This is a genomic window from Type-A symbiont of Plautia stali, assembly GCF_059731155.1.
Genome location: NZ_AP035891.1, coordinates 203,744 through 226,328, shown reverse-complemented (window position 1 = coordinate 226,328; position 22,585 = coordinate 203,744). Strand labels below are relative to the sequence as shown.

General features: G+C 57.5%; 18 protein-coding genes, 1 other RNA gene and 6 pseudogenes. 10 read left to right on the top strand and 15 right to left on the bottom strand.

Annotation, left to right across the window (positions count from 1 at the left end):
• The first annotated feature begins 10 nt into the window (after positions 1–10).
• On the top strand, positions 11–631 hold the full coding sequence (locus AC6I8M_RS01220; RefSeq protein ID WP_022548269.1) for a response regulator: 621 nt from the start codon (positions 11–13) through the stop codon (positions 629–631).
• Between the two features lie 195 nt (positions 632–826).
• Positions 827–3,950 (top strand): annotated as a pseudogene (acrD, locus tag AC6I8M_RS01215) (multidrug efflux RND transporter permease AcrD).
• A gap of 108 nt (positions 3,951–4,058) precedes the next feature.
• Here the strand turns inward: acrD and ypfM are convergent.
• Positions 4,059–4,118, bottom strand: coding sequence for a protein YpfM (gene ypfM / locus AC6I8M_RS01210; RefSeq protein WP_104085366.1), 60 nt, complete (start codon positions 4,116–4,118; stop codon positions 4,059–4,061).
• Between the two features lie 394 nt (positions 4,119–4,512).
• Here ypfM and AC6I8M_RS01205 point away from each other — a divergent pair.
• From AC6I8M_RS01205 to AC6I8M_RS01195, 3 genes and pseudogenes are all read left to right on the top strand, one after another.
• A pseudogene (locus AC6I8M_RS01205) lies at positions 4,513–4,880 on the top strand (ArsC family reductase).
• Between the two features lies 1 nt (position 4,881).
• A complete protein-coding gene (gene dapE, locus AC6I8M_RS01200) occupies positions 4,882–6,009 on the top strand; it encodes a succinyl-diaminopimelate desuccinylase (RefSeq protein ID WP_010617581.1) in 1,128 nt (375 codons plus the stop codon).
• Between the two features lie 23 nt (positions 6,010–6,032).
• Positions 6,033–6,221 (top strand): YpfN family protein, encoded by a 189-nt coding sequence (locus AC6I8M_RS01195; protein WP_010617582.1) that lies wholly within the window; start codon positions 6,033–6,035, stop codon positions 6,219–6,221.
• 68 nt (positions 6,222–6,289) lie between these two features.
• Here the strand turns inward: AC6I8M_RS01195 and ypfH are convergent.
• The 6 genes and pseudogenes from ypfH to dapA all read right to left on the bottom strand — a co-directional run bounded on the left by ypfH (position 6,290) and on the right by dapA (position 12,800).
• Positions 6,290–6,985 (bottom strand): annotated as a pseudogene (gene ypfH / locus AC6I8M_RS01190) (esterase).
• Positions 6,986–7,058: 73 nt separating this feature from the next.
• Positions 7,059–8,954 (bottom strand): tRNA(Met) cytidine acetyltransferase TmcA, encoded by a 1,896-nt coding sequence (locus AC6I8M_RS01185; RefSeq protein ID WP_010617583.1) that lies wholly within the window; start codon positions 8,952–8,954, stop codon positions 7,059–7,061.
• Positions 8,954–9,817: pseudogene (gene ypfJ, locus AC6I8M_RS01180) on the bottom strand (KPN_02809 family neutral zinc metallopeptidase). Before ypfJ ends, AC6I8M_RS01185 begins: the two are co-directional and overlap by 1 nt.
• Positions 9,818–10,023: 206 nt before the next feature.
• Positions 10,024–10,737 (bottom strand): phosphoribosylaminoimidazolesuccinocarboxamide synthase, encoded by a 714-nt coding sequence (gene purC / locus AC6I8M_RS01175; protein ID WP_010617584.1) that lies wholly within the window; start codon positions 10,735–10,737, stop codon positions 10,024–10,026.
• A 138-nt stretch (positions 10,738–10,875) separates the two neighbouring features.
• Positions 10,876–11,907: an outer membrane protein assembly factor BamC gene (bamC, locus tag AC6I8M_RS01170; protein ID WP_010617585.1), complete on the bottom strand. Its 1,032-nt coding sequence runs from the start codon at positions 11,905–11,907 to the stop codon at positions 10,876–10,878.
• 14 nt (positions 11,908–11,921) lie between these two features.
• Entirely contained in the window at positions 11,922–12,800 is an 879-nt protein-coding gene (gene dapA, locus AC6I8M_RS01165) for a 4-hydroxy-tetrahydrodipicolinate synthase (protein WP_010617586.1), read from the bottom strand.
• 109 nt (positions 12,801–12,909) lie between these two features.
• Between dapA and AC6I8M_RS01160 the strand changes: the two genes are divergently transcribed.
• Both AC6I8M_RS01160 and bcp read left to right on the top strand, forming a co-directional pair.
• The gene (locus AC6I8M_RS01160; RefSeq protein ID WP_498013634.1) at positions 12,910–13,509 is read left to right on the top strand and encodes a glycine cleavage system transcriptional repressor; all 600 of its coding nucleotides are present in this window, start codon (positions 12,910–12,912) and stop codon (positions 13,507–13,509) included.
• Positions 13,510–13,651: 142 nt separating this feature from the next.
• Positions 13,652–14,119: a thioredoxin-dependent thiol peroxidase gene (gene bcp / locus AC6I8M_RS01155; RefSeq protein ID WP_058948696.1), complete on the top strand. Its 468-nt coding sequence runs from the start codon at positions 13,652–13,654 to the stop codon at positions 14,117–14,119.
• Between the two features lie 56 nt (positions 14,120–14,175).
• Here the strand turns inward: bcp and AC6I8M_RS01150 are convergent.
• The 4 genes and pseudogenes from AC6I8M_RS01150 to smpB form a co-directional block, all read right to left on the bottom strand.
• Positions 14,176–15,456 (bottom strand): annotated as a pseudogene (locus AC6I8M_RS01150) (sensor domain-containing diguanylate cyclase); the annotation flags it as partial.
• Positions 15,456–15,779, bottom strand: a pseudogene (locus AC6I8M_RS01145) (integrase arm-type DNA-binding domain-containing protein); the annotation flags it as partial. The pseudogenes AC6I8M_RS01145 and AC6I8M_RS01150, both read right to left, overlap by 1 nt.
• 164 nt (positions 15,780–15,943) lie before the next feature.
• Positions 15,944–16,308, bottom strand: a transfer-messenger RNA (tmRNA) gene (ssrA, locus tag AC6I8M_RS01140).
• 43 nt (positions 16,309–16,351) lie between these two features.
• Positions 16,352–16,834 (bottom strand): SsrA-binding protein SmpB, encoded by a 483-nt coding sequence (gene smpB, locus AC6I8M_RS01135; RefSeq protein WP_010617657.1) that lies wholly within the window; start codon positions 16,832–16,834, stop codon positions 16,352–16,354.
• Positions 16,835–16,993: 159 nt separating this feature from the next.
• On the opposite strand from smpB, the gene AC6I8M_RS01130 reads away from it, so the two are divergent.
• Complete coding sequence (locus AC6I8M_RS01130) at positions 16,994–17,428, top strand: type II toxin-antitoxin system RatA family toxin (protein WP_010617658.1); 435 nt, start codon at positions 16,994–16,996, stop codon at positions 17,426–17,428.
• Positions 17,421–17,711: an RnfH family protein gene (locus AC6I8M_RS01125; RefSeq protein WP_010617659.1), complete on the top strand. Its 291-nt coding sequence runs from the start codon at positions 17,421–17,423 to the stop codon at positions 17,709–17,711. Before AC6I8M_RS01130 ends, AC6I8M_RS01125 begins: the two co-directional genes overlap by 8 nt.
• Positions 17,712–17,762: 51 nt before the next feature.
• On the opposite strand, the gene bamE is transcribed toward AC6I8M_RS01125, so the two are convergent.
• The 3 genes from bamE to nadK all read right to left on the bottom strand — a co-directional run bounded on the left by bamE (position 17,763) and on the right by nadK (position 20,920).
• A complete protein-coding gene (gene bamE / locus AC6I8M_RS01120) occupies positions 17,763–18,110 on the bottom strand; it encodes an outer membrane protein assembly factor BamE (protein WP_010617660.1) in 348 nt (115 codons plus the stop codon).
• A 184-nt stretch (positions 18,111–18,294) separates the two neighbouring features.
• Positions 18,295–19,956, bottom strand: a complete 1,662-nt coding sequence (gene recN, locus AC6I8M_RS01115) for a DNA repair protein RecN (protein WP_010617661.1) — start codon at positions 19,954–19,956, stop codon at positions 18,295–18,297.
• An 85-nt stretch (positions 19,957–20,041) separates the two neighbouring features.
• Complete coding sequence (gene nadK, locus AC6I8M_RS01110) at positions 20,042–20,920, bottom strand: NAD(+) kinase (protein ID WP_010617662.1); 879 nt, start codon at positions 20,918–20,920, stop codon at positions 20,042–20,044.
• A 123-nt stretch (positions 20,921–21,043) separates the two neighbouring features.
• On the opposite strand from nadK, the gene grpE reads away from it, so the two are divergent.
• A complete protein-coding gene (gene grpE / locus AC6I8M_RS01105) occupies positions 21,044–21,622 on the top strand; it encodes a nucleotide exchange factor GrpE (protein ID WP_010617663.1) in 579 nt (192 codons plus the stop codon).
• Positions 21,623–21,667: 45 nt separating this feature from the next.
• On the opposite strand, the gene ung is transcribed toward grpE, so the two are convergent.
• Positions 21,668–22,345: a uracil-DNA glycosylase gene (gene ung, locus AC6I8M_RS01100; RefSeq protein ID WP_022548333.1), complete on the bottom strand. Its 678-nt coding sequence runs from the start codon at positions 22,343–22,345 to the stop codon at positions 21,668–21,670.
• Positions 22,346–22,585: the final 240 nt, after the last annotated feature.

Sequence of the window (22,585 nt, the reverse complement as noted above, 5' to 3'; positions counted from 1 at the left end):
TGGAGAACCTATGGCTCACCCTTCCCTGTCTATTATGATCGTTGACGATCATCCGCTGATGCGTCGCGGTATCCGCCAGCTGCTGGCGCTGGAACCGCGTCTGGAAGTGGTGGCTGAGGCGAATAACGGTACCGAAGCGCGCCGTCTGGCACCCGATGTGATTCTGCTCGACCTGAATATGAAAGGCATGTCCGGGCTGGATACGCTGAAGGCGCTGCGTCACGAGGGCGTCGCGGCATGCATTCTGGTGCTGACAGTGTCCGACGCGCGCAGCGATATTTACGCCATGATGGATGCCGGTGCCGATGGCTATCAGCTAAAAGACAGCGAACCGGAACTGCTGCTGGCGCAGGTGATGCGCGGCGCACAGGGCGAGAACGTGTTCCGCGAGGTGGTGGCAGAATATCTGGCGACCCGCCAGCCCAGCGCCAATCCGTTCAGACAGCTGACCGAGCGCGAGCTGGATGTGTTGCAGGAAGTGGCGCGCGGCTTATCCAACAAAGAGATTGCCGCCACGCTGCACATTTCCGAAGAAACGGTAAAGGTGCACATCCGCAACCTGCTGCGTAAGCTCGACGTCCGTTCCCGCGTTGCGGCAACGGTGCTGTGGCTGGAGAGCCGCAATGTGTGATTGCGCACATAAAGCTGCTGCGACTTTTACACTTTCTCCATAATTTATCCACGATTCCCTAATTTGCCCCGCGTACAGTAAGCAGCAGCCGGAGTTTTCAGGATCGCCCTTGCACTCCGCCAGCGTGAAGCGCAGCGTGCGGCACGCTTTTACTAATAACAAGTACAAAGTACGCAGCTGAGGAGTGTCGGTTTCATGTCGAACTTTTTTATCGACCGCCCCATTTTTGCCTGGGTGCTGGCTATTTTGCTGTGCCTGTGTGGCACGCTGGCCATTATCTCGCTGCCGGTGGAACAGTATCCGGATCTCGCGCCGCCTAACGTGCGCATCACCGCCAACTATCCCGGTGCATCCGCGCAGACGCTGGAAAACACCGTCACCCAGGTTATCGAGCAGAATATGACGGGGATCGATAACCTGATGTACATGTCCTCGAACAGCAGCAACACCGGCTAGGCGCAGATCACCCTCACCTTTACCGCCGGCACTAACCCGGATGAAGCGCGGCAACAGGTACAGAATCAGCTGCAGAGCGAGCTGCGCAAGCTGCCAGCGGCGGTGCAGTCGCAGGGCGTCACGGTAAACAAAACCGGCGACAGCAACATTCTGATGATTGCCTTTGTCTCCACCGACGGCAGTATAGATAAACAGGATATTGCCGATTACGTCGCCAGTAACATTCAGGATCCGCTCAGCCGCATCGACGGCGTCGGCTAGGTCGATGCCTACGGATCGCAATACGCCATGCGCATCTGGCTCGATCCCAACAAGCTGATTAACTACGCGCTGACCACCGACGATGTGGTCAGCGCCATCGAATCGCAGAACACCCAAGTGGCGGTCGGCCAAGTCGGCGGGTTGCCCTCGGTGGATAAACAGGCGCTGAACGCCACGGTTAACGCCCAGTCGATGCTGCAGACGCCAGCGCAGTTTCGCGCCATTACGCTGAAAACCAACACCGACGGTTCAGTGGTGACGCTTGGCGACGTGGCCACCATCGCCATGGGCGCCGAAAAGTATGACTTTCTGAGCCGCTATAACGGCCAGCCGGCCTCTGGTCTCGGCATCAAGCTGGCCTCCGGCGCTAACGAGATGAATACCGACAAGCTGGTGCGCGCCCGTGTTGCTGAACTGGTGCAATACTTCCCGCACGGACTGGAAGCCAAAGTGGCGTTTGAAACCACGCCGTTCGTCAAAGCCTCAATTAAGGACGTGGTGAAAACCCTGCTGGAAGCGATCCTGCTGGTGTTTCTGGTGATGTACCTGTTCCTGCAAAACTTCCGCGCCACACTCATCCCCACCATTGCCGTGCCGGTGGTGCTGCTCGGCACCTTTGCGGTGCTGTACGCCTGCGGCTTCAGTATTAACACCCTGACCATGTTCGCAATGGTGCTGGCCATCGGGCTGCTGGTGGATGATGCCATCGTGGTGGTGGAAAACGTTGAGCGCATCATGAGCGAAGAGGGATTATCGCCACGGGCCGCCACGCGTAAATCGATGGGGCAGATTCAGGGCGCGCTGGTGGGCATCGCGCTGGTGCTGTCCGCGGTGTTTGTGCCGATGGCGTTTTTTGGCGGCACCGTGGGCGCTATCTATCGCCAGTTCTCCATCACCATTGTCTCGGCGATGGTGCTGTCGGTGCTGGTGGCGATGATTCTGACGCCCGCGTTGTGCTCCACGCTGCTCAAACCGCTGGCGCAGGGCCAGCACCATGGCCGGCGCGGCTTTTTCGGCTGGTTTAACCGTCACTTCAATGCCAGCGCGGAACGCTACGAGCGCGGCGTGGCGCGCATTCTTCTGAAGAGCAGCCGCTGGCTGCTGCTCTACCTAGCTATTATCGGCGTGATGGCATTCCTGTTTATTCGGCTGCCTACCTCCTTCCTGCCGCTGGAAGATCGCGGCGTATTTCTTACCCAGGTGCAGCTGCCACTAGGCTCGACGCTGCAGCAGACCTCGCAGGTGGTGGCAAAGGTTGAGGATTATTACCTGATTGCCGAAAAGGACAAAGGACAATGTGCTGTCAGTGTTCTCCACCATCGGTGCCGGTCCGGGCGGCAACGGACAAAACGTGGCGCGCCTGTTTGTGCGCCTGAAGGACTGGGAGCAGCGGCCAGGTCGCGATCGCACCTCGTTTGCCATTATCAATCGCGCCACCGCAGCCTTCAAAAAGATCAAAGAGGCACGCGTCATCGCCAGCAGTCCACCGGCGATCACCGGCATGGGCAGCTCCTCCGGCTTTGATATGGAGTTGCAGGATTACGGCGGCATCGGGCACACCCAGCTGATGGCAATGCGCGATCGGCTGCTGGCGCTGGCCGACAACAATCCGGCGCTGTCGCGCGTGCGCCACAACGGACTTGACGACAGCCCGCAGCTGCAGATTGATGTCGACCAGCGCAAAGCGCAGGCGCTCGGCGTGTCGCTGGATACCATCAACGACACCCTGACCACAGCCTGGGACTCGACCTATGTGAATGATTTTCTCGATCGCGGCCGCGTGAAGAAAGTCTACGTCCAGGCAGCACCGGAATTCCGCATGCTGCCGGGCGACATCAACAAATGGTATGTGCGCAACAACAGCGGCGGCATGGTGCCGTTCTCCGCCTTCGCCACCAGCCACTGGGAGACCGGTTCACCGCGCCTTGAACGCTACAACGGCTATTCGTCGCTGGAGATTGTCGGCGAGGCGGCTAACGGCGTCAGCAGAGGCAGGGCGATGGATGAGATGGAGAAACTGGTGGCGCAGCTGCCGCTCGGCGTTGGCTTCCAGTGGACCGGTGCCTCCTATCAGGAGCGTCTCTCCGTCTCACAGGCGCCGGCGCTGTATGCAATTTCGCTGCTGGTGGTGTTCCTGTGCCTCGCGGCGCTGTACGAGAGCTGGTCGATTCTGTTCTCGGTCATGCTGGTGGTGCCACTGGGCGTGGTGGGCGCGCTGGTCGCCACCTGGCTGCGCGGACTGGAGAATGACGTCTACTTTCAGGTCGGCCTGCTGACGGTGATTGGCCTGTCGGCGAAGAATGCGATCCTGATCGTCGAGTTCGCCAATGAGATCAACAGCAAAGGGCGTGAACTGCTGGAGTCGACGCTGGAAGCATCGCGGCAGCGCCTGCGGCCGATTCTGATGACGTCGCTGGCCTTTATTTTCGGCGTGCTGCCGATGGCGATCAGCAGCGGTGCCGGTTCCGGCAGCCAGCATGCGGTCGGTACTGGCGTGATGGGCGGCATGATCTCCGCCACGGTGCTGGCGATCTTCTTTGTGCCGCTGTTCTTCGTGCTGGTGCGCCGCCGCTTCCCGCTGCGGGCAAAGCCGCACGACTGAGGCTAAATCCGGGCAAATAAAAAGCCGCCATGATTAACGGCGGCTTTATTGATGTGTGCGGTAAGAATAACAGCAAGTTGGGAAGTGCCCTGCTTTTCTCTTCACGAATTACTTACGTAACATCGCTTCGATAAATTCTTTCCAGTTCCCCAGTTCGTGTTCAACCATAAAATCCTCTCTTCTTGTAGTGGCGATTTTACGCCGTTTTTTTCTAGAGGTGAATACGTTTCCACCTCTCATCACTATCGGCAACAACCGCAGAAAGCTTGAATTTGCCGAAACTGCGTACTGACGCAAATTTCAGCAACCTGTTAATGCGACTAATAAAAGCGGGGACTTAATCCGCCAGGCCCCTTTTTGCCGTCTAAGATAATTCTTAGATCACTAATGATGCCGCAGGCGACAATTTCGCAGGTGAGTGAAAGCGTTTACTGGCCCTGATTAGCGTCGTTTATTCGCGTCGCGGCGAGACGAAAAACAGCGCTGCCGCGCGTCTGACCTCACAGCCCACGGCGCGCTATGGTAAACTCGCGCTTTATTTAACACAGGACGGGAATACGCGATGACAGCGCAGTGGGTGATGTACGGAATTAAGAATTGCGACACCATAAAAAAGCACGCAACTATTTGAGCACTTCCGGCATCGACTTTCATTTTCATGATTATCGCGCTGACGGGCTGGATGCGGCGCTGCTGCAATCCTTTATCGACCAGCTGGGGTATGAAGTGCTGCTGAACACGCGCGGCACCACCTGGCGTCAGTTGCCGGAAGCGGAACGCAATGCCATCAGCGATGCGGCCAGCGCCAAAGCGCTGATGCTGGCGCACCCGGCGCTGATCAAACGTCCGGTGCTGGTGGCGCCAGACGGTACATTGCTGGTGGGTTTCAAAGAACCCGTTTATCACGCCTTTATCCAGGAGAAGTCATAACATGTTCTGTCCGGTTATTGAGCTGGCTCAGCAGCTTATTCGTCGCCCCTCGCTTAGTCCGGATGACGCCGGTTGCCAGGCCATGTTAATTGCGCGCTTGGAGGCGATTGGTTTCCACGTCGAGCCGATGCACATTGGCGATACACTTAACTTCTGGGCCACGCGCGGCCAGGGCGAAACGCTGGCTTTTGCCGGGCACACCGATGTGGTGCCGCCGGGCGATGCCAATCGCTGGATCAGCCCACCGTTTGAACCTTCGATTCGCGACGGCATGCTGTTTGGCCGTGGCGCCGCGGACATGAAAGGCTCGCTGGCGGCGATGGTGGTGGCGGCCGAACGCTTCGTTGCTGCCCATCCCAATCATGCTGGCCGGCTGGCGTTTCTCATCACTTCCGATGAAGAAGCCAGCGCCGTCAACGGTACGGTAAAAGTGGTTGAGCGCCTGATGGCGCGCAACGAACGCATGGATTACTGCCTCGTTGGTGAACCGTCGAGCACCGAAGTGGTCGGCGACGTGGTGAAGAATGGCCGCCGCGGCTCCATGACCGCCAATCTGACCATTCACGGCGTGCAGGGACACGTGGCTTATCCACATCTGGCTGATAACCCGGTGCATCGCGCGATGCCCGCGCTCAACGAGCTGGTGGCGACCGAGTGGGATCAGGGCAATGAGTTCTTCCCGCCGACCAGCATGCAGATCGCCAACGTGCAGGCGGGGACCGGCAGTAACAATGTGATTCCCGGCGAGTTTTTCGTGCAGTTTAACTTCCGCTTCAGCACCGAACTGACCGATCAGATGATCAAAGATCGCGTGGCGGCGCTGCTCGATCGCCACCAGCTGCGCTATACGCTGGAGTGGAATGTGTCCGGTCAGCCATTCCTGACCTCGCGCGGAAAGCTGGTGGATGCCGTCGTCAACGCCGTGGCGCACTATAATGAGATCAAGCCGCAGCTGTTAACCACCGGTGGCACCTCTGACGGGCGCTTTATTGCCCGCATGGGCGCACAGGTGGTGGAGCTCGGCCCGGTGAATGCCACTATTCATAAGATCAATGAGTGCGTGAAAGCCTCGGATTTGCAGCTGCTGAGCCGGATGTATCAGCGCATTATGGAACAGCTGATCGCCTGATGGCACCTTGAAGGAGAAACCTCATGGAATGGTTAAAAGAGTACTGGTGGGTAATTGTGATTCTGCTGATGGTGGGCGTGCTGATGAACGTCTATAAAGACCTGAAGCGCATCGATCATAAAAAATATATGGATAACAAACCGGATCTGCCACCGCATCGCGATTTCAACGGTAAGTGGGACGATGACGACGACTGGCCGAAGAAGAAGTAGTCGCCGCTGATCGTTTAGAGTACAAGGTCGCCCAGCACGGCGACCTTTGTTTTATGGCGCGCAGTGTCTCACACCATCATCACCACATCGTCGTCGCCCGGCTTCGCGCCACTCAGCGCCTCATCGAAATAGCGGCGCGGCACGGTATAGCGCAGGTGATTCAGCGCCAGCTGCATGCTGCGTTCATCAATCGCGTGCGGCAGGTCGTCAACGATATCCAGCGTCACATCGCCGCCCAGCGCGGTTAAGAGCTGCATCGCCGTTTCCGCATGCTGCATCGGCACCTGCTCGTCATAATCGCCGTGAATCAGGTGGATAGTGTTGCGCGTGCTGGCCTGCTCTGGCAGCGTGACGTAGCGCCCGCTAAAGGCCACCACGCGTCCCGCCAGATCCGGCTGGGCTTTTACGCCTTTCAGCACCATGGTGCCGCCCTGCGAAAAACCGACCAGCGCGGTGGCTTCCGGCCGCACGCCGCTCTGCTGCTGCCAGTGACGCACCGACTCGACAAAGGACGGCATCACCGCATCCACGCCCTGCTACTGCGAGCGATCGTGTTCCGGTATCTCGGCATACCACTGGCGGCCCTGCGGCGCGCTGGCCGGATAAGGTGCGCCCACCGACACCACCTGCGCCTGCGGAAACGCCTGCGCGAACCAGCTGCCAATCTGCGCCATCGAATCGGGGTTGTCGTTTACGCCGTGATACAGCAAAAACAGCTGCGCGGCGTTATCCGGTTGCTGAACAATTACATATCGTAGTGCCATAACGTCCTCCTCAAATCACTATACGCCGCTGACGGCAAAGTGATATTGGGAAAATTTGAACGAGATAATGGATTTATTGCAATGTGCCGAGGCGCTGCTGCCAGTGCTGCGCGGCGGCGGCATCCAGCGTGATGAGTGCGTCAGCCGCCTCCGCCCGCAGCCTGAGCAACTGTGGCGATGCGACACCAGCCAGCCGCTGCAGCGCCGGATAGCTGGCTTCATAAGGTCGCTGCGCCCAGGCAAACGCGGCCAGCAGCGGCCAGTCATCGGCGTTGAGGGATTGATGGTCGGCGGACGACAGGGTCAGTGGCACCGCGATCAGCTTTTGCAGCCACGGCCAGTCGCGCGCCAGACGCTGCGCGGCGTGCTGCTGCAGGGCTTCACCGGCTGGCGTCAGCGCACAAATCGCCATCGCCGCATAGCAACCGCTGCTGGCTTCGCGCTGTGAACCGATACGCACCAGCGTAAAGCCGCAGGCGCGCCAGAACTGCCACAACTCTGCGGTGTAGCCAAAGCTCACCGACAGATAATCCGTGCCCTGCGCCTGCTGCCGCGCCGTCGCCACCAGCGCGCGACCAATACCGCGCTGGCGCTGTGCGGCCTGCACGGCGATGCGGCTGATGCGCAGCGAACGTAACGTCGCCGCTTCAGTAAAACCGGCATGTGCCGCTAATGACTGCGCCACCAGATTGCCGCGCGGACGACGTAAGCCGGCCCACACCGCCTGCGCCAGCGCGGCATCCAGTCCACCCTCTTCCACCAGCCACAGCGCGCCGGTGACCTGCTGCGGCTGCCCGGCCAGCCAGAAATGCATGCCGGGCGCATCCAGCATATGTCGCAGATCGAGCGGCGAGGTGCGATAGTGGGCGCTCGCCAGCAGACGATAGCCGGCCTGCAAGGCGTTGGCGTGCTGCACGGGTGTGGCGGCAAAAATCGCTGTCTGCGCTGGTGCGCCGCAGGGTTCGGTCTCTGCAAACAGCAGCGCCGCACTCAGCCACTGCTCCAGCGGATCCTGCGCCGACCAGCGCAGCGGCTCATCCAGCTGGAAATAGCGCACCTGCGGCAGCGTGGCGCAAAAGCGCAGCATGAAACCGCGCCCGGTACCTTCGTAGCCCTGCACCGTGGTGGTCAGCAGAACGCGCGGAAAACGCTGCACCAGCTGCTGTAACAGCGGCGCGGGGATGGCCGCTGCCTCATCCACAATCAGCCATTCCGCCAGCGGCTGAGCCTCCTGCGGCTGAGCGAGAATCGCATCCGGGGCCATAAAGCTAAACTGCTCAGCGGCGAACAGCGCCAGCACGTCCGTCGAGACCTTCGCTGGCGCCGTCACCAGCGCGCTTTGCGTCTGGCGCGCCAGCATCCCCGCCAGCGCCGATTTGCCGCGACCGCGCGGGGCGATGATCACCGCTACGCCGGACGGCATGGCGCACAGCTGGCTGACAATCTGCGCCTGCTGCTCGGGGGCGCGACACTGCCACGGCGCGAAGGGCTGCGGCGCCGGCAGGCGCGGCGTCTGATGCTGACGCAGCAGCATCACCTGCGCATCCTGCAGGATATGCTGTTGCAGATGGTGGATGAAATGCGGCGTGGCGATGGGCTGGTCGACATCGGCCCAGCGCAGGCTGTCGCGATCGGGCTGCGCCGGCCAGGCGTTCCAGTCAGGCGTCAGTAACAGCAGCCAGCTGCCGGCCCGCAACGTCCCGGCCAGCGCGGCGAACGCTTCAGCGTGAAAGCCGTGGCGCGCATCGAAAATGGCATGTTGGAATTCTCTGCCCAGCAGGGTACGCAGCGCCGCAGGCGCGACGCGCTGCGGGAAGTCATCGCTGTCGCTGACCGTTAACCAGTCACCGGGCAGCGCGGCCTGCCATGTGGCCGCCTCATGGCGCGCCCAGCCGGCTTCACCGGCTATCACGCACAGACGACGGATACCGGCTTGCTGCATCGCCGCCGTCAGTTCAGCGTGCAACATCAATTACTGGCGAAAGTGTTGCACTGGCCCGGATTGCCGCTGTCAAAACCGCGTTTGAACCAAGTGTAGCGCTGCTGTGAGGTGCCGTGAGTGAAGCTGTCCGGCACTACGCGCCTCTGACTTTGCTGCTGCAGACGATCGTCGCCAATCGCCTCGGCGGCGTTCAGCGCTTCCTGTAAATCGTCCACCTCAAGAATGTTCTCCTGCTGCATATAGTGACCCCAGACGCCAGCAAAGCAGTCCGCCTGCATCTCCATCTTCACCGACAGCTGGTTCACCTGCGCCTGCGTGGCGCCCTGGTGCATCTGGCGCACTTTCGGTTCGATACCCAGCAGTTTCTGCACGTGATGCCCCACTTCGTGGGCGATGACGTAGCCCTGGGCAAAATCACCCCCGGCACCAAGTTTGGTTTTCATGTCGTCATAGAAAGAGAGATCGATATACACCGTCTGATCGGCCGGGCAGTAGAACGGCCCCATAGCCGACTGGCCGGTGCCGCAGTTAGTGCGCGTCGCACCGCGATACATCACCAGCTTCGGCGGCGCGTATTGTTTGCCCATCTGCTGGAACAGTTTGCCCTAGGTATCTTCGGTGGTGGCGAGGATCACCGAGGTTAATTTGGCCGCCTCGTTATCCTGCGCCGAATTGACCTGACGCTGCTGCTGTTGCGACACCGGCGCGCCGCCTTCCAGCAGCGCGGTGAGGTCGTAGCCGTAATAGCCAGCGACCGCGACCACAATCAGCAGAATAATGCCGCCCTTGCCGCGCGGCAGACGAATCTGGCGTCCGCCAGAACTAAAACCCGGCGAATCGCCGCGACGATCTTCCACATTGTCGCTTTCACGACGCCCTTGCCAGCGCATGGCCTGCTCCTGTTATGAATGACTTTTGCATGATTTTAGTTGGCGGCAGAGGTTAGTACCAGCGATGCGATGCCAGCGGAGCGAGATTGCGCGCAGGGCGCAGTGTGAAGGCAGTAAACAGACGATAAAAAAGGCCGCCAGTAAGGGCGACCTTCATGCGCTGAAAGGCTTGCGTCTGTTATACCGTGACGCACACCGGCAGAAGCTTAGTCCAGTTTGACACCCAAGCGGTGTGCCACTTCTTCGTACGCTTCGATCAGGCCGCCGAGGCTCTGACGGAAACGGTCTTTGTCCATCTTGTCCATGGTCTCTTTGTCCCACAGACGCGCGCCGTCTGGCGAGAATTCGTCGCCCAGCGTCACTTCACCTTTAAACAGACCAAACTCCAGCTTGAAGTCCACCAGAATCAGATCGGCATCATCAAACAGTTTGCTCAGCATTTCGTTGGCTTTGAAGGTCAGCTCCTGCATACGCGCCAGGTTGGCCTTGCTCACCCAGCCAAAGGTTTCGCAGTACGATTCGTTGACCATCGGGTCGTGTTTGGCGTCATCTTTCAGGAAGAGATCAAACAGCGGTGGATTGAGCAGCATGCCCTCTTCCACGCCCAGACGTTTCACCAGCGATCCGGCCGCCCGGTTGCGCACCACGCACTCAACCGGCACCATCTCGAGCTTTTTCACCAGCGCTTCGTTATCAGACAGCAGCGCTTCCATCTGGGTCGGAATGCCCGCTTCCTGCAGTTTGGTCATGATGAAATGGTTGAACTTGTTGTTCACCATGCCTTTACGATCAAACTGCTCGATTCGTGCACCGTCTCCTGCTGACGTATCGTTGCGGAATTCAAGTACCAGCAGATCCGGATTGTCGGTGCTGTATACGGTTTTCGCTTTACCGCGATACAACTCAGCTCGCTTTTGCATCTTGTTAACTCCAAACATGAAAGAATCCGTGTTCAGCGGTGTTTCACCGCGCGATGACTGCCTGACGCAATCGTTTACCTCGCCGGGCGCTATTATGCCAAAACCAAAAGGCCGGAGAATCTCCGGCCTTTATTGCATTTATTTGTTCAGCGCGCCCTGCAGGACCGCCACCAGCGCATCATTCTGCGCCTGGGTGAGTACGTGTCCTTTCGGATCGATGAACTGCAGGCTGCTGCGGTTATCGAGATCGCCAACCTGCAACTTGTAGTCGCCGTTTGGCAGTTCCGGATCTTTCGCGCCGATGGCGTCAAACGCGCTGCTGTCCGGCTGCTTGTAGGTCACTTTCAGACTACCCTGCGAGCGGTTGTCATCGGTGACCTCCATGCCCATGCGCTTCAGCGCCGCCGGCAGACGCTGCCAGGTGACGTTAAACGGTGAGCGCAGCACCAGCAGTGGCAGACCGGTGTCGTCCGCGCCGCTCTGGACATCAATCTGTCCGCTGGCACGTCCGGCAGCCGCATCCTGGCTGGCGGTATCGATCTTATCCAGACCGGTGCTGATGTCATTCAGCATCTGACCGGTATAGCGCTGAACCTGTACTGGCGTGGTGACCGTCTGGCCCTGCTGCTGCAGTTCCAGCAGACGTACGGTCAGTACCTGCTGATAGCCCTGGTTCTGCACGCTGATCTGGTAACGGCCGCGATACTGGTTATCTTCATCAGCACGGTTCCACTGCACCCAATCGGTGGTGAGCTGCTGCGCCGCATCATCACGCTGGGCAACCGGGAATTTGTACGACTGCACCACGTTCACCACCTGCGACCAGATGGAACCACGGTTGCTGTCAACCGCCAGCACGCCGGTGTTACCGGTGAACTGCGCGCGGGTGCCGTTCATCAGCGCCAGCGGCTGCGCCGGTGGACGGATGTCGAGCTCTTCACCCAGCGCGCCTTTCGCCACGCTGTGCGGCACATCGTAATCACCATTCTGCAGCGGCAGAATCATGCCCGCCGGGGCTTTTAAATCATGCAGTTCAGGCGCCTGCAGGTAAGATTCATCACCGCTGACCTGGCGCTTATAACGCTGATCGCTGGAACAAGCTGTTAGAAGCATCAGGGTGGACAGGCCCACCACGGTTGCCAGCGTCGAGCGCTTAACTGAATAACTCATTGATTCTCCCTAAATTATCGCAGATCCGCTTGGATTAGCGCCTGCGCGGTTTTCGCCTGACCGGCTTCGGTCAGCGGCGTCATCGGCAAGCGCAGCGTGTCATCAGCGATTAATCCTAGCTGTTTCGCGGCCCATTTCACCGGGATAGGATTCGGTTCACAGAAAAGCGTCTGGTGCAGGTGCATCAGACGCTGATTCAGGCGACGCGCTTCAGCAAATTTGCCCTCTTGTGCCAGCGCACAGAGTTCAACCATTTCACGTGCTGCAATGTTAGCCGTGACCGAAATAACGCCTTTGCCGCCCAGTTGCATGGAGTCCAGCGCTGTCGCGTCATCACCGCTGACAATAATGAACTCATCTCCAACCAGCTGTTGGATCTGCGAAATACGCGATAAGTTCCCGGTGGCCTCTTTGATTCCGATAATATTTTTGATTTCAGCCAGGCGGGCAACGGTTTCCGGCAGCATGTCACAGCCGGTACGTGACGGGACGTTATACAGCATCTGTGACAGATCGGTGCTTTCCGCGATCGCTTTGAAATGCTGATACAGACCTTCCTGCGTCGGACGGTTGTAGTAAGGGGTCACGGTGAGGCAGCCGACTACGCCGGTGCCGGTGAAGCGTTTTGTCAGAGAGATCCCTTCGGCGGTGGCATTCGCGCCGGTACCGGCAATCACGGGAATGCGGCCATCGGCCAGCTCCAGGGTTTGCATCACCACATCGCCATGCTCTTCATGGCTGAGGGTCGCGGATTCGCCGGTGGTGCCAACAGAAACAATCGCCGCCGTACCGCTGGCGACATGATAATCAATCAGTTTTTTCAGACTTGCGCGGCAGATATCACCTTTTTCATTCAAAGGCGTAATGAGCGCAACAATACTTCCGGTGAACATGGCTATCCCCTCGACAAACAAGTGCCTCATGTTACGTTTTCCGCCGAAAGAAAAGCAAGCGAGCCACGCCATTACCGCGCTTGTCAGCAGTTTTTTTTATGTTTACCTTATGGTTATTAGCGAACGTACAGGAAACGCCATTTTGCCGCAGTCACAGCCGCACCATCTGGTGATCACCGCTCTGGGCGTTGATCGTCCGGGTATCGTCAATACCATTACCCGCCACGTCAGCAGCTGCGGTTGCAATATCGAAGACAGCCGCCTGGCGATGCTGGGCGACGAGTTCACCTTTATTATGCTGCTCTCCGGCAGCTGGAACGCCATTACCCTGATTGAATCGACCCTGCCGATGAAAGGTGCCGAGCTGGAGCTGCTGATCGTGATGAAGCGCACCAACGCGCGCGTTACGCCGCCGATGCCCGCTACCGTCTGGGTACAGGTGAAAGTGCCGGACTCACCGCATATCATCGAACGCTTCACCGATCTGTTCGATAAACATCAGATGAACATCGCCGAGCTGGTGTCGCGCATCACGCCCGCCCAGGACGACGAGCCGCCGGTGCTCTATATTCAGATGACCGCGCACAGCCCGGCGAATCATGCCAGCGCGCCGTTTGAGCAGGCTTTCCATCAGCTGTGCGAAGAACTGCATGCACAAGGTTCAATTCGCCTCTATAGTGTCACCGATGACGCGCACAGCGCCGTCTGAATCAGGCTCCGGGTTATTCCGCCACACACTCTGCCGCGCTGGCATACCGTGTAGTGAAATAACCCTGAGGTAAACTCCACCTGGTGCTTTTGCCGCTGATGGTGTATTACCCACAGCATGAAGAAAAAAATGGAGAGTTGTGATGAATCCACTGAAAGCCGGTGACACCGCACCGAAATTTAGCTTGCCCGATCAGGATGGCGAACAAGTAAATTTGGCCGACTTCCAAGGACAGCGCGTTCTGGTCTATTTCTACCCGAAAGCCATGACGCCGGGCTGCACCACGCAGGCCTGTGGTCTGCGCGATAACATGGATGATTTAAAGAAGGCGGGCGTGGAAGTGCTGGGCATCAGCACCGACAAGCCGGAAAAACTGTCTCGCTTTGTCGAGAAAGAGTTGCTCAACTTCACCCTGCTGTCGGATGAAGATCATCAGGTTTGCGAGCCGTTTGGCGTCTGGGGTGAGAAAACCTTTATGGGGAAAACCTACGACGGCATTCACCGCATCAGCTTCCTGATTGGCGGCGATGGCAAAGTGGAGAAAGTGTTCGACGACTTTAAAACCTCGAACCACCACGATATCGTGCTCGATTACCTGAAATCAGCCTGATTGCCAACGGGTGTCAGCCAGGCACCCGTTTTTTATCCTGCTCTGACGCTTCCCGATTAATAGCGCGAAACCGTGCTGGCCACCGCCTCCTGCCCGGCGATCACCACGCAGTTACGTCCGGCGTTTTTCGCCTGATACAGCGCATCATCGGCCTGCTTCAGAATTTGCTCCTGACTCCCGTGCGTCGGCTGCCAGCTGGCGATACCAATCGAAATAGTGATCTGCCCGACCGGATCAATCCAGCCGCCGGCAATGCTGGTGCGCACGCGTTCCGCAATCACCCGCGCTTCATCAGGGGCGGTGGCGGGTAGCAGCATCAGAAACTCTTCGCCGCCGTTACGGCACACCACGTCGGTCTGTCGCGCGCTCTGGCGCAGCGTGCGCGCCACCTGTTTGATCACCTCGTCGCCAACATCATGACCGAAGTTGTCATTCACCCGTTTGAAGTGGTCAATGTCCAGTGCCAGCACGGCAAACGGCTGCTGCATGGTATCGAAATTGTCGAGCACCGCGCTCAGGCCGCGGCGATTGAGCAGGCTGGTCATGGGATCGCTCTGCACCTCTGACTTGAGCCGGCCGATTTTATCCTGCACCAGACCAATGCCGGTGAGCAGCGCGCGCTTCACCTGCGCCGCTTCAAAGTACCAGGCGCGAATCACGCTAATTTCACCGGAAACGCCCTGGGTATCCATCTGGCTGGCTTTGCGCGCCAGCTGCCACAGCGGCAAGGCAATCAGCCGGGCCAGAATCACTGCCACCAGCAGCGTCAGCAGCGCAAACGGCACCGAATTCTTCAGCACCTGTAGCAGCAGCCCGGAGAGCGGCGCCAGCGTGACGTTTGTCGGTTTGAGCGCCACCACCATCCAGCCGGTGGTGGGCACAACAGCGTAGCCCGCCAGCTTCGCCGTACCCTCTTCCGTCAGACGATCGCTGACGATACCCGGCACGTTTTTGCCAATCAGCTGGTTGTTCTGGTGATACAGCACGCGGTTTTCGCGATCCAGCACGTAAACATGGGTGCCGTCACGATAGTACTGCTCGCCGAGCAGCACGTTGAGAATGCTCTTTTTCTTCAGATATATAGTGCCGCCGACGTAGCCAAGATAGCGCCCATCGGGGCTCCACACCGGCTAGGAAACAAACACCAGCAGGTTATTGGTGGCAGAAATGGTGGGCCGGCTGACCATCGGCTGGCGCTGCGCCAGCGCTTCGCGCGAAGACTGGCTGGTGAGCTGCATGCCTTTCAGCATCAGCGATTCCGGCGAAATGGCTTTAATCACGCCGTTGCTGTCGACAATCGCCACCGAGTTGAAGCTGCTGGTCTGTTCGCGCAGTCGTGCTCAGTAGCACTCTTTAATGCCTTCGCCTTATCGTTGTTATGGACTTGGGGATCAACACCATTTGCCAGAAAGGAGAGATATTCATCACGTAAGGCTCTGGCTTTTGCAAGGGTAAGGTGAGGATATGTCCCAAGGCTCATTTTGGTTCTTTTCTTGCTGACTGGTACTGCATACCTAAAATACCAATTTTTCTTGCCTCCTTTCGCCAAAGGAGCGATACGTAAAATCAAACCATCGCCGTCAAACAAGTTGATTTCTTTATCGGCTGGCTTGGTGCTTTTGATTTCAGTGTCAGTAAGCTTCTTAGCGATTTTTGCCATTTGGGACCCTCGATTTTTGGACCCTTCTTAGTGGGTCCCATTCAGGGTGCCATAACTCGTAGTTCTCAGCAATTCTCACTGGACGACAATAGACGTAAAAAAGCCCGCAGAGCTTGTGCTGTGCGGGCTTAGTAGACTTCATTGTACTTCAAACAACTAAAAAGTGGTGGAGCTGGCGGGAGTTGAACCCGCGTCCGAAATTCCTACATCCTCGGTACTACATGCTTAGTCTGGTCTTTACATTCGCTTGCCAGCTGCGGACAGACACGCCACTAACAAACTAGCCTGATTAGTTTTAACGCTTCAACCCCAGGCAGGGCATCCACGCGATCTCTTTTAGGTTTGACCTATCTTGATCCCCGTCCTAAGAGCGGAGGCTAGGGAGAGAGGGCTCTAAGCAGGTTATTAAGCTGCTAAAGCGTAGTTTTTGTCGTTTGCGACTATTTTTTTGCGGTTTTTTAGCGAGGCCTACCGCACCTCGGCATGCACCTTGGGTTTCGCGAATCCCGTCGAATCCAGAATCAGCCCCAAGACTTCTTACTCTAGCAAAAATTTATAAAAGATTCCAGTGGTTAACGGCTGGCATTCTTCATAATTCGCGCTTTGTCCATCTTCCACTCACGATCTTTAATGTCCGCGCGCTTGTCGTGTTCTTTCTTACCGCGTGCCACACCAATCTTCAGCTTGGCCCAGGCGTTTTTCCAGTACAGCGACAGCGCGACCACGGTGTAACCTTCGCGGTTAACGCGGCCGAACAGGGAGTCCAGTTCGCGCTGATTTAACAGCAGTTTGCGGTTGCGCGTGGGATCGCATACCACGTGGCTTGATGCCACCGCCAGCGGCTGAAAAGTGGAACCGAACAGATAGGCTTCACCATCGCTCAGCAAAATATAGCTGTCGCTGATGTTGGCTTTACCGGCGCGGAGTGATTTGACTTCCCATCCTTGCAACGCCATGCCGGCCTCGAACTCCTCTTCAATGAAGTATTCATGGCGAGCGCGTTTGTTGAGGGCAATAGTGGCTGAACCGGGTTTGTGAGCTTTTTTCTTTGTCATAGTGCGGCGTAGTCTACATCACTCAGTCTGTGGGCGCATCCCCTGTCCTGCGGGGCGGTAAAAAACACACTATTTTAGCACAGCTGGCAAAGGCGTGAATTTTTGTTTAGTAGCTTAAAATGGTATAATTCAACGGTTTTGTGACCAACAGGAACCATTATGGCCCAGATTAGCCGTTCAGCGCTAGTCCCGTATAGCGCTAAGCAGATGTACCGGCTCGTGAATGATGTGGATGCTTATCCTGAATTTCTTCCGGGCTGTACCGGCAGCCGCGTGCTGGATAACAGCGGTAACCAGATGACCGCCGCGGTGGATGTCTCAAAAGCCGGCATCAGTAAAACCTTTACCACGCGTAATATCTTGACCGATAACCAAAGCATTCATATGCAGCTGGTCGATGGGCCGTTCCGCAAGCTGACCGGTGGCTGGAAATTTATCTCGCTCGGCGACGATGCCTGCAAGGTTGAGCTCAGCCTCGACTTTGAGTTCACCAATATGCTGGTCGAGATGGCGTTTGGACGCATCTTCAAAGAGCTGGCCAACAGCATGGTGCAGACGTTTACCCAGCGCGCCAAAGAGGTTTACCGTGGCTGACATCATCGTTGAAGTGGTGTACGCGCTACCGGATAAACAGTATCTGCGTGAGGTAAGCATCGAAGAGGGCGCGACGGTTGAACAGGCGATTCAGGCATCCGGACTGCTGGCGCTGCGCAAAGATATCGACCTGAGCAGCAACAAGGTCGGCATTTTCAGCCGTCCGGTCAAGCTGGGCGATACGCTGCAGGATGGCGATCGGGTAGAGATTTATCGCCCGCTGATTGCCGATCCGAAAGAGATGCGCCGGCAGCGGGCAGAGCGCACGGCAACGAAAAAGTAAGTTTACAGGCATTAAAAAAGGCGCTCAGGCGCCTTTTTTGTTGCGGCTCATTCAGTCTTCAGTGCCGGTGAGGCGCGGTTTGTTATCGATGTTAGTCAGCGTACCGTTGCTGTCGAAGGTCAGCGTCAGCGTCTGCTGCTTCACGCTCTCATGGCCTAGTTCCTGACGGAACACGTAATACCAGACGTTGCTGCCAAACGGGTCGTGCATCATCGGCGTACCGAGCGTGTAGGCAACCTGCTGCTGCGTCATGCCGGTGTGAATCTTCGAAACGTCGTTGGCGACCAGGTAATTCCCCTGATTGATATCCGGACGATACACAACGCGCTCAAGGGTGGAACATCCGGCGGTCATCATCAACATTACCACTGCCGCGACAGTCAGCGTTTTACAGCGCATCTATACATTCCTTTTCTGGGGCCAAACGCCTTTCATCAGGCAGTTTTGTTGCCATCAAATTCTGAACTCTGCATACGGCAGGCTTTATTATGGCGATATAACTGCCGATGATAATAAACCTTTGAGCTATTGGAAACCTCTACAGAGCAAGCATATGACCACCAGGCCGCAAAAAAGTGCGATGTCACGCTGCTAAAAGTTCTTTTGCGTTCGCCAGCGTGTTGCGTGTTACTTCGCTGCCGCCGAGCAGGCGCGCCAGTTCCTGCAGACGCGCACGCTTATCCAGCGGCTGCATGTGGGTTTCGGTCATCGCACCGTCGGTCTCTTTGCTGACGAAGAAGTGCTGATGGCCGCAACCCGCGACCTGCGGCAGGTGAGTTACGCACATCACCTGAGTCGATTCGCCCAGCTGGCGCAGCATCTGGCCAACGACAGAGGCCATCGGACCACTGATACCGACGTCAACCTCATCGAAAATCATCGCCGGAGTTTCCATTTTCTGTGCAGTGATCACCTGAATCGCCAGCGCAATACGTGACAGTTCACCCCCTGAGGCCACTTTACCCAGCGGCTGCAGCGGCTGGCCCGGGTTGGTGGTGACGCGGAAATCGATACGGCTGGCACCTTCGGCCGTCAGCTGATCGGCATTGAATTCCAGCATGATGGCAAACTCACCGTGCGGCATGGCGAGGGTGCGCATACTTTGCGTAATCAGCTGACTCAGCTCCTGCGCCGAGGTGACGCGTTGCTGATGCAGGGCTTCGGCACAGGCCAGCGCGGCCTGATGATGAGCCACGACGTCGCTCTGCAGGCTTTCCTGATCGCTCCCCTGCTGCGACAGCTGTTCCGCTTCATCCAGCAGCTGCTGATACAGCACCGGCAGCGCTTCCGGTGAAACATGGTGCTTACGCGCCAGCGCAATCTGCCGCGACAGACGCTGCTCCAGCTCATACAGGCGATTAGGATCGAGGTCGAGCCGTTCACAGTAGTGGCGTAGCTCATCGCTGGCTTCACTCAGCTGAATCGCGGCTTCTTCCAGCAGGTTAAATACGCCGCTGACTTTATCGTCCAGCGAGACCAGCTCACTCAGCATATTACGCGCGCTGTAGAGCAGGCTTTGCAGGTTGGTGTCATCGCTGTCGGCAAGAATTTGCAGCGCCTGCTGGCTGGTGGACAGCAGCTGACCGCTGTTCGCCAGGCGCTTGTACTCTTCATCAATCTGCTCAAACTCGCCTGGCTGCGGCGCAAACTCGTTGAGTTCTTTCAGCTGATACTGCAGCAGTTCGCGGCGGGCTTCACGCTCCTGCGACAGCTGCTGATGCTGTGCCAGCGCGCGGCAGCTGTGGTGCCAGCGCTGATAGTGCTGACGCATCTCCGCCAGCCGATCATCGTGCGCGGCGTAGGCATCCAGCAGATGTTTCTGGTGATCGGTTTTAAGCAGCAGCTGATGCGCATGCTGACCGTGGATTTGAATCAGTAACTGACCGAGTTCGCGCAGCTGCGACAGCGGTACGGACGTGCCGTTGATAAAGCCACGTGAGCGGCCATCGGCACTGATCACGCGGCGCAACAGACATTCGTTGCCGTCGTCGAGCTGGTTCTCCGCCAGCCAGCGTTGGGCAGACGGTGACGCTTTCAGCTGGAAGCGCGCGCAGATATCCGCGCGGCTGGCCCCCTGACGCACCATGCCTGCTTCAGCGCGGCCGCCAAGGCACAGGCCCAGCGCATCAATCGCGATGGATTTCCCTGCACCGGTTTCGCCGGTGATCGCTGTCATGCCACGATGAAAGTCGATCTCCAGTTCACGAACGATTGCAAAATTACTGATGGTCAGTTGTGCCAACATACAATCACCTGTCTGTAAAAACAGATATGGTTTTTCATACAGTATAAACTGGTTTTTTATCCAGTAAAGTAGCCGGCAGGCCTTTTCAGAATAATTTTTTTGACCATCCGAGTTTTGAGCTTAACGTATTAAAATAATTATAATTTTTGGGATGAATTAAATTGAGGTGATTGGCGCTGCGGCGAATCAGCACGTTTTCTCCTTCCTGAATCGGCAGGGCGATCTGGCTGTCGCAGCTGATCTCCAGGTCGCTGCGCAGCGAGGAAAAACGCAGGCGAATGGTGCTGCTACTGTTGATCACCAGCGGACGCGGCGACAGCGTGTGCGGGAACATTGGCACCAGTGCAATCGCATCAAGTGACGGCGTTAAAATCGGCCCGCCAGCAGAAAGCGAATAGGCGGTTGAACCGGTTGGCGTGGAGATAATCAGTCCGTCCGAACGCTGAGAAAAGGCGAACACTTCGTCGATATAGACTTCAAATTCAATCATGTGCGCCACTTTTCCCGGATGCAGCACCACTTCATTGATGGCGCTGCCGATGCGCGGCGAACACTCTTCTTTGCATACCTGCGCTTCCAGCAAAAAGCGGCTTTCCACGAAATAATCGCCCTGCAGCACGTCATCCAGCTGCTGCTGCGCGTTATCCGGATCGAGGTCCGTGAGGAAGCCGAGATTGCCGCGGTTGATGCCAATCACCTTGATGTCGTAACGAGCCAGCACGCGCGCGGCGCCCAGCATGTTACCATCGCCGCCGACCACCACCGCCAGATCGGCGTACTGGCCGATGTCCGCCAGGCTGCCGGTACGCACATCCTGCAGGTTAAGCTCGCGGGCGATTTGCTGTTCCACGATCACGTCATAGCCTTTGTCAGTCAGCCAGCGCCAGAGCATTTCATGGGTGGTTAACGCAGTGGGATGGCGCGGATGGCCGACGATCCCAATGCAGTTAAAGTGTTTGTTCATTTAGCGGGTGTTCCTCATAGGCCAAAACGGCCAGGCAATGTGATGGGTTCACTTGAAACCGTCAAACTGATCCCCATAATAAGCCAACCAGCGAGATGGAATGTGCAAAACGCGGAGAAATTCATGAGTAGTAAAGAACAGAACACCCCAAACGAGCAAGTCTCAGACGAAATTCAACAGGAACAACAGCAGCCGGAAGCGGAGACAGCAACTGAGGTGGATCCGAGTGATGAGCGTATCGCCCAGCTGGAAGCGGAATTAGCGCAGGCGCAGGGTGGCGTGCGTGACGCCCAGCTGCGCGCGCAGGCTGAGATTGAAAACATCCGTCGCCGCGCCGAAATGGACGTGGAAAAAGCGCACAAGTTTGCGCTGGAAAAGTTTGCCAACGAACTGCTGCCGGTGATTGATAGCCTAGAGCGCGCGCTGGAAGTGGCGGATAAAGAGAATACCGAGCTGGCTTCGATGATTGAAGGCATCGAGCTGACGCTGAAATCACTGCTGGGTGCGGTGCGCAAGTTCGGCGTGGAAGTGGTGGGCGAAACTAACGTGCCGTTCAACCCGGACGTGCATCAGGCGATGTCGATGATGGAGTCTGAAGAAGTGGCGCCAAACCATGTGCTGATGGTGATGCAGCGCGGTTACACCCTCAACGGTCGCCTGCTGCGCCCGGCGATGGTTGCGGTATCGAAAGCCAAAGGCTAAGCCGCTCCCGTGCAACAACGGCCGCTGATGCGGCCGTTTGTGTTTTCAGGGCAGCACCGGCGTCCAGTCAATGGGCGTCTGGCCAGCCTGGCTCAGCAGCGCATTGGCTTTGGAAAAATGCTGACAGCCAAAAAAGCCGCGATGCGCCGAAAGCGGCGAAGGATGCGGTGCTTTCAATACGTGATGACGCTGCGCATCAATGATGCTGCCTTTCTTCTGCGCGTGCGATCCCCACAGCAGGAAAATCACCCCTTCGCGATGGGTGTTGATGGCGCTGATCACGTTGTCGGTGAAGGTTTCCCAGCCGAAACGCGCGTGCGAATGCGCTTTGCCGGCTTCCACGGTTAACACCGTATTCAGCAGCAGCACACCCTGTTTCGCCCAGCTTTCGAGAAAGCCGTGCTGCGGCCGCTGAAAGCCAAAAATGTCCTGTTCCAGCTCTTTGTACATATTCAGCAGCGACGGCGGAATGGCGACGCCCGGCAATACCGAGAACGCCAGGCCATGCGCCTGTTTCGGGCCGTGGTACGGATCCTGGCCGAGGATCACCACTTTGATATCGCCCAGTTCGGTGAGACGGAACGCGTTGAAGACGTCCTTTTGCGGCGGATAGACCGTCACGCCCGCTGCTCGCTCTTCGGCTACCGCTTTCAGCGTTTCCACGAAGTAAGGTTTTTCTTTCTCTTCAGCCAGCACATCGTGCCAGGTCAGCTTCTCAGCCATCATTGACTCCCTGCAAATTGATGCCCTTAGCTTAGCGTGTCCGGCGGGGCAGCTGAAGGGTAAAAATAAGTTGAACAATTGCAGAAAAAGTTAATGATAAATGTTGTTGTAAATCAATCTATTAGGGTGGAAGCAAAAATTCTGGCCGGACGAAATTGATACAGGTCAAAACGAGCCGGTCAGCGCGGTATATACCAGAGCATCACATAACCCGAAGAACCGCGCTGTGCTCCTGCCGCA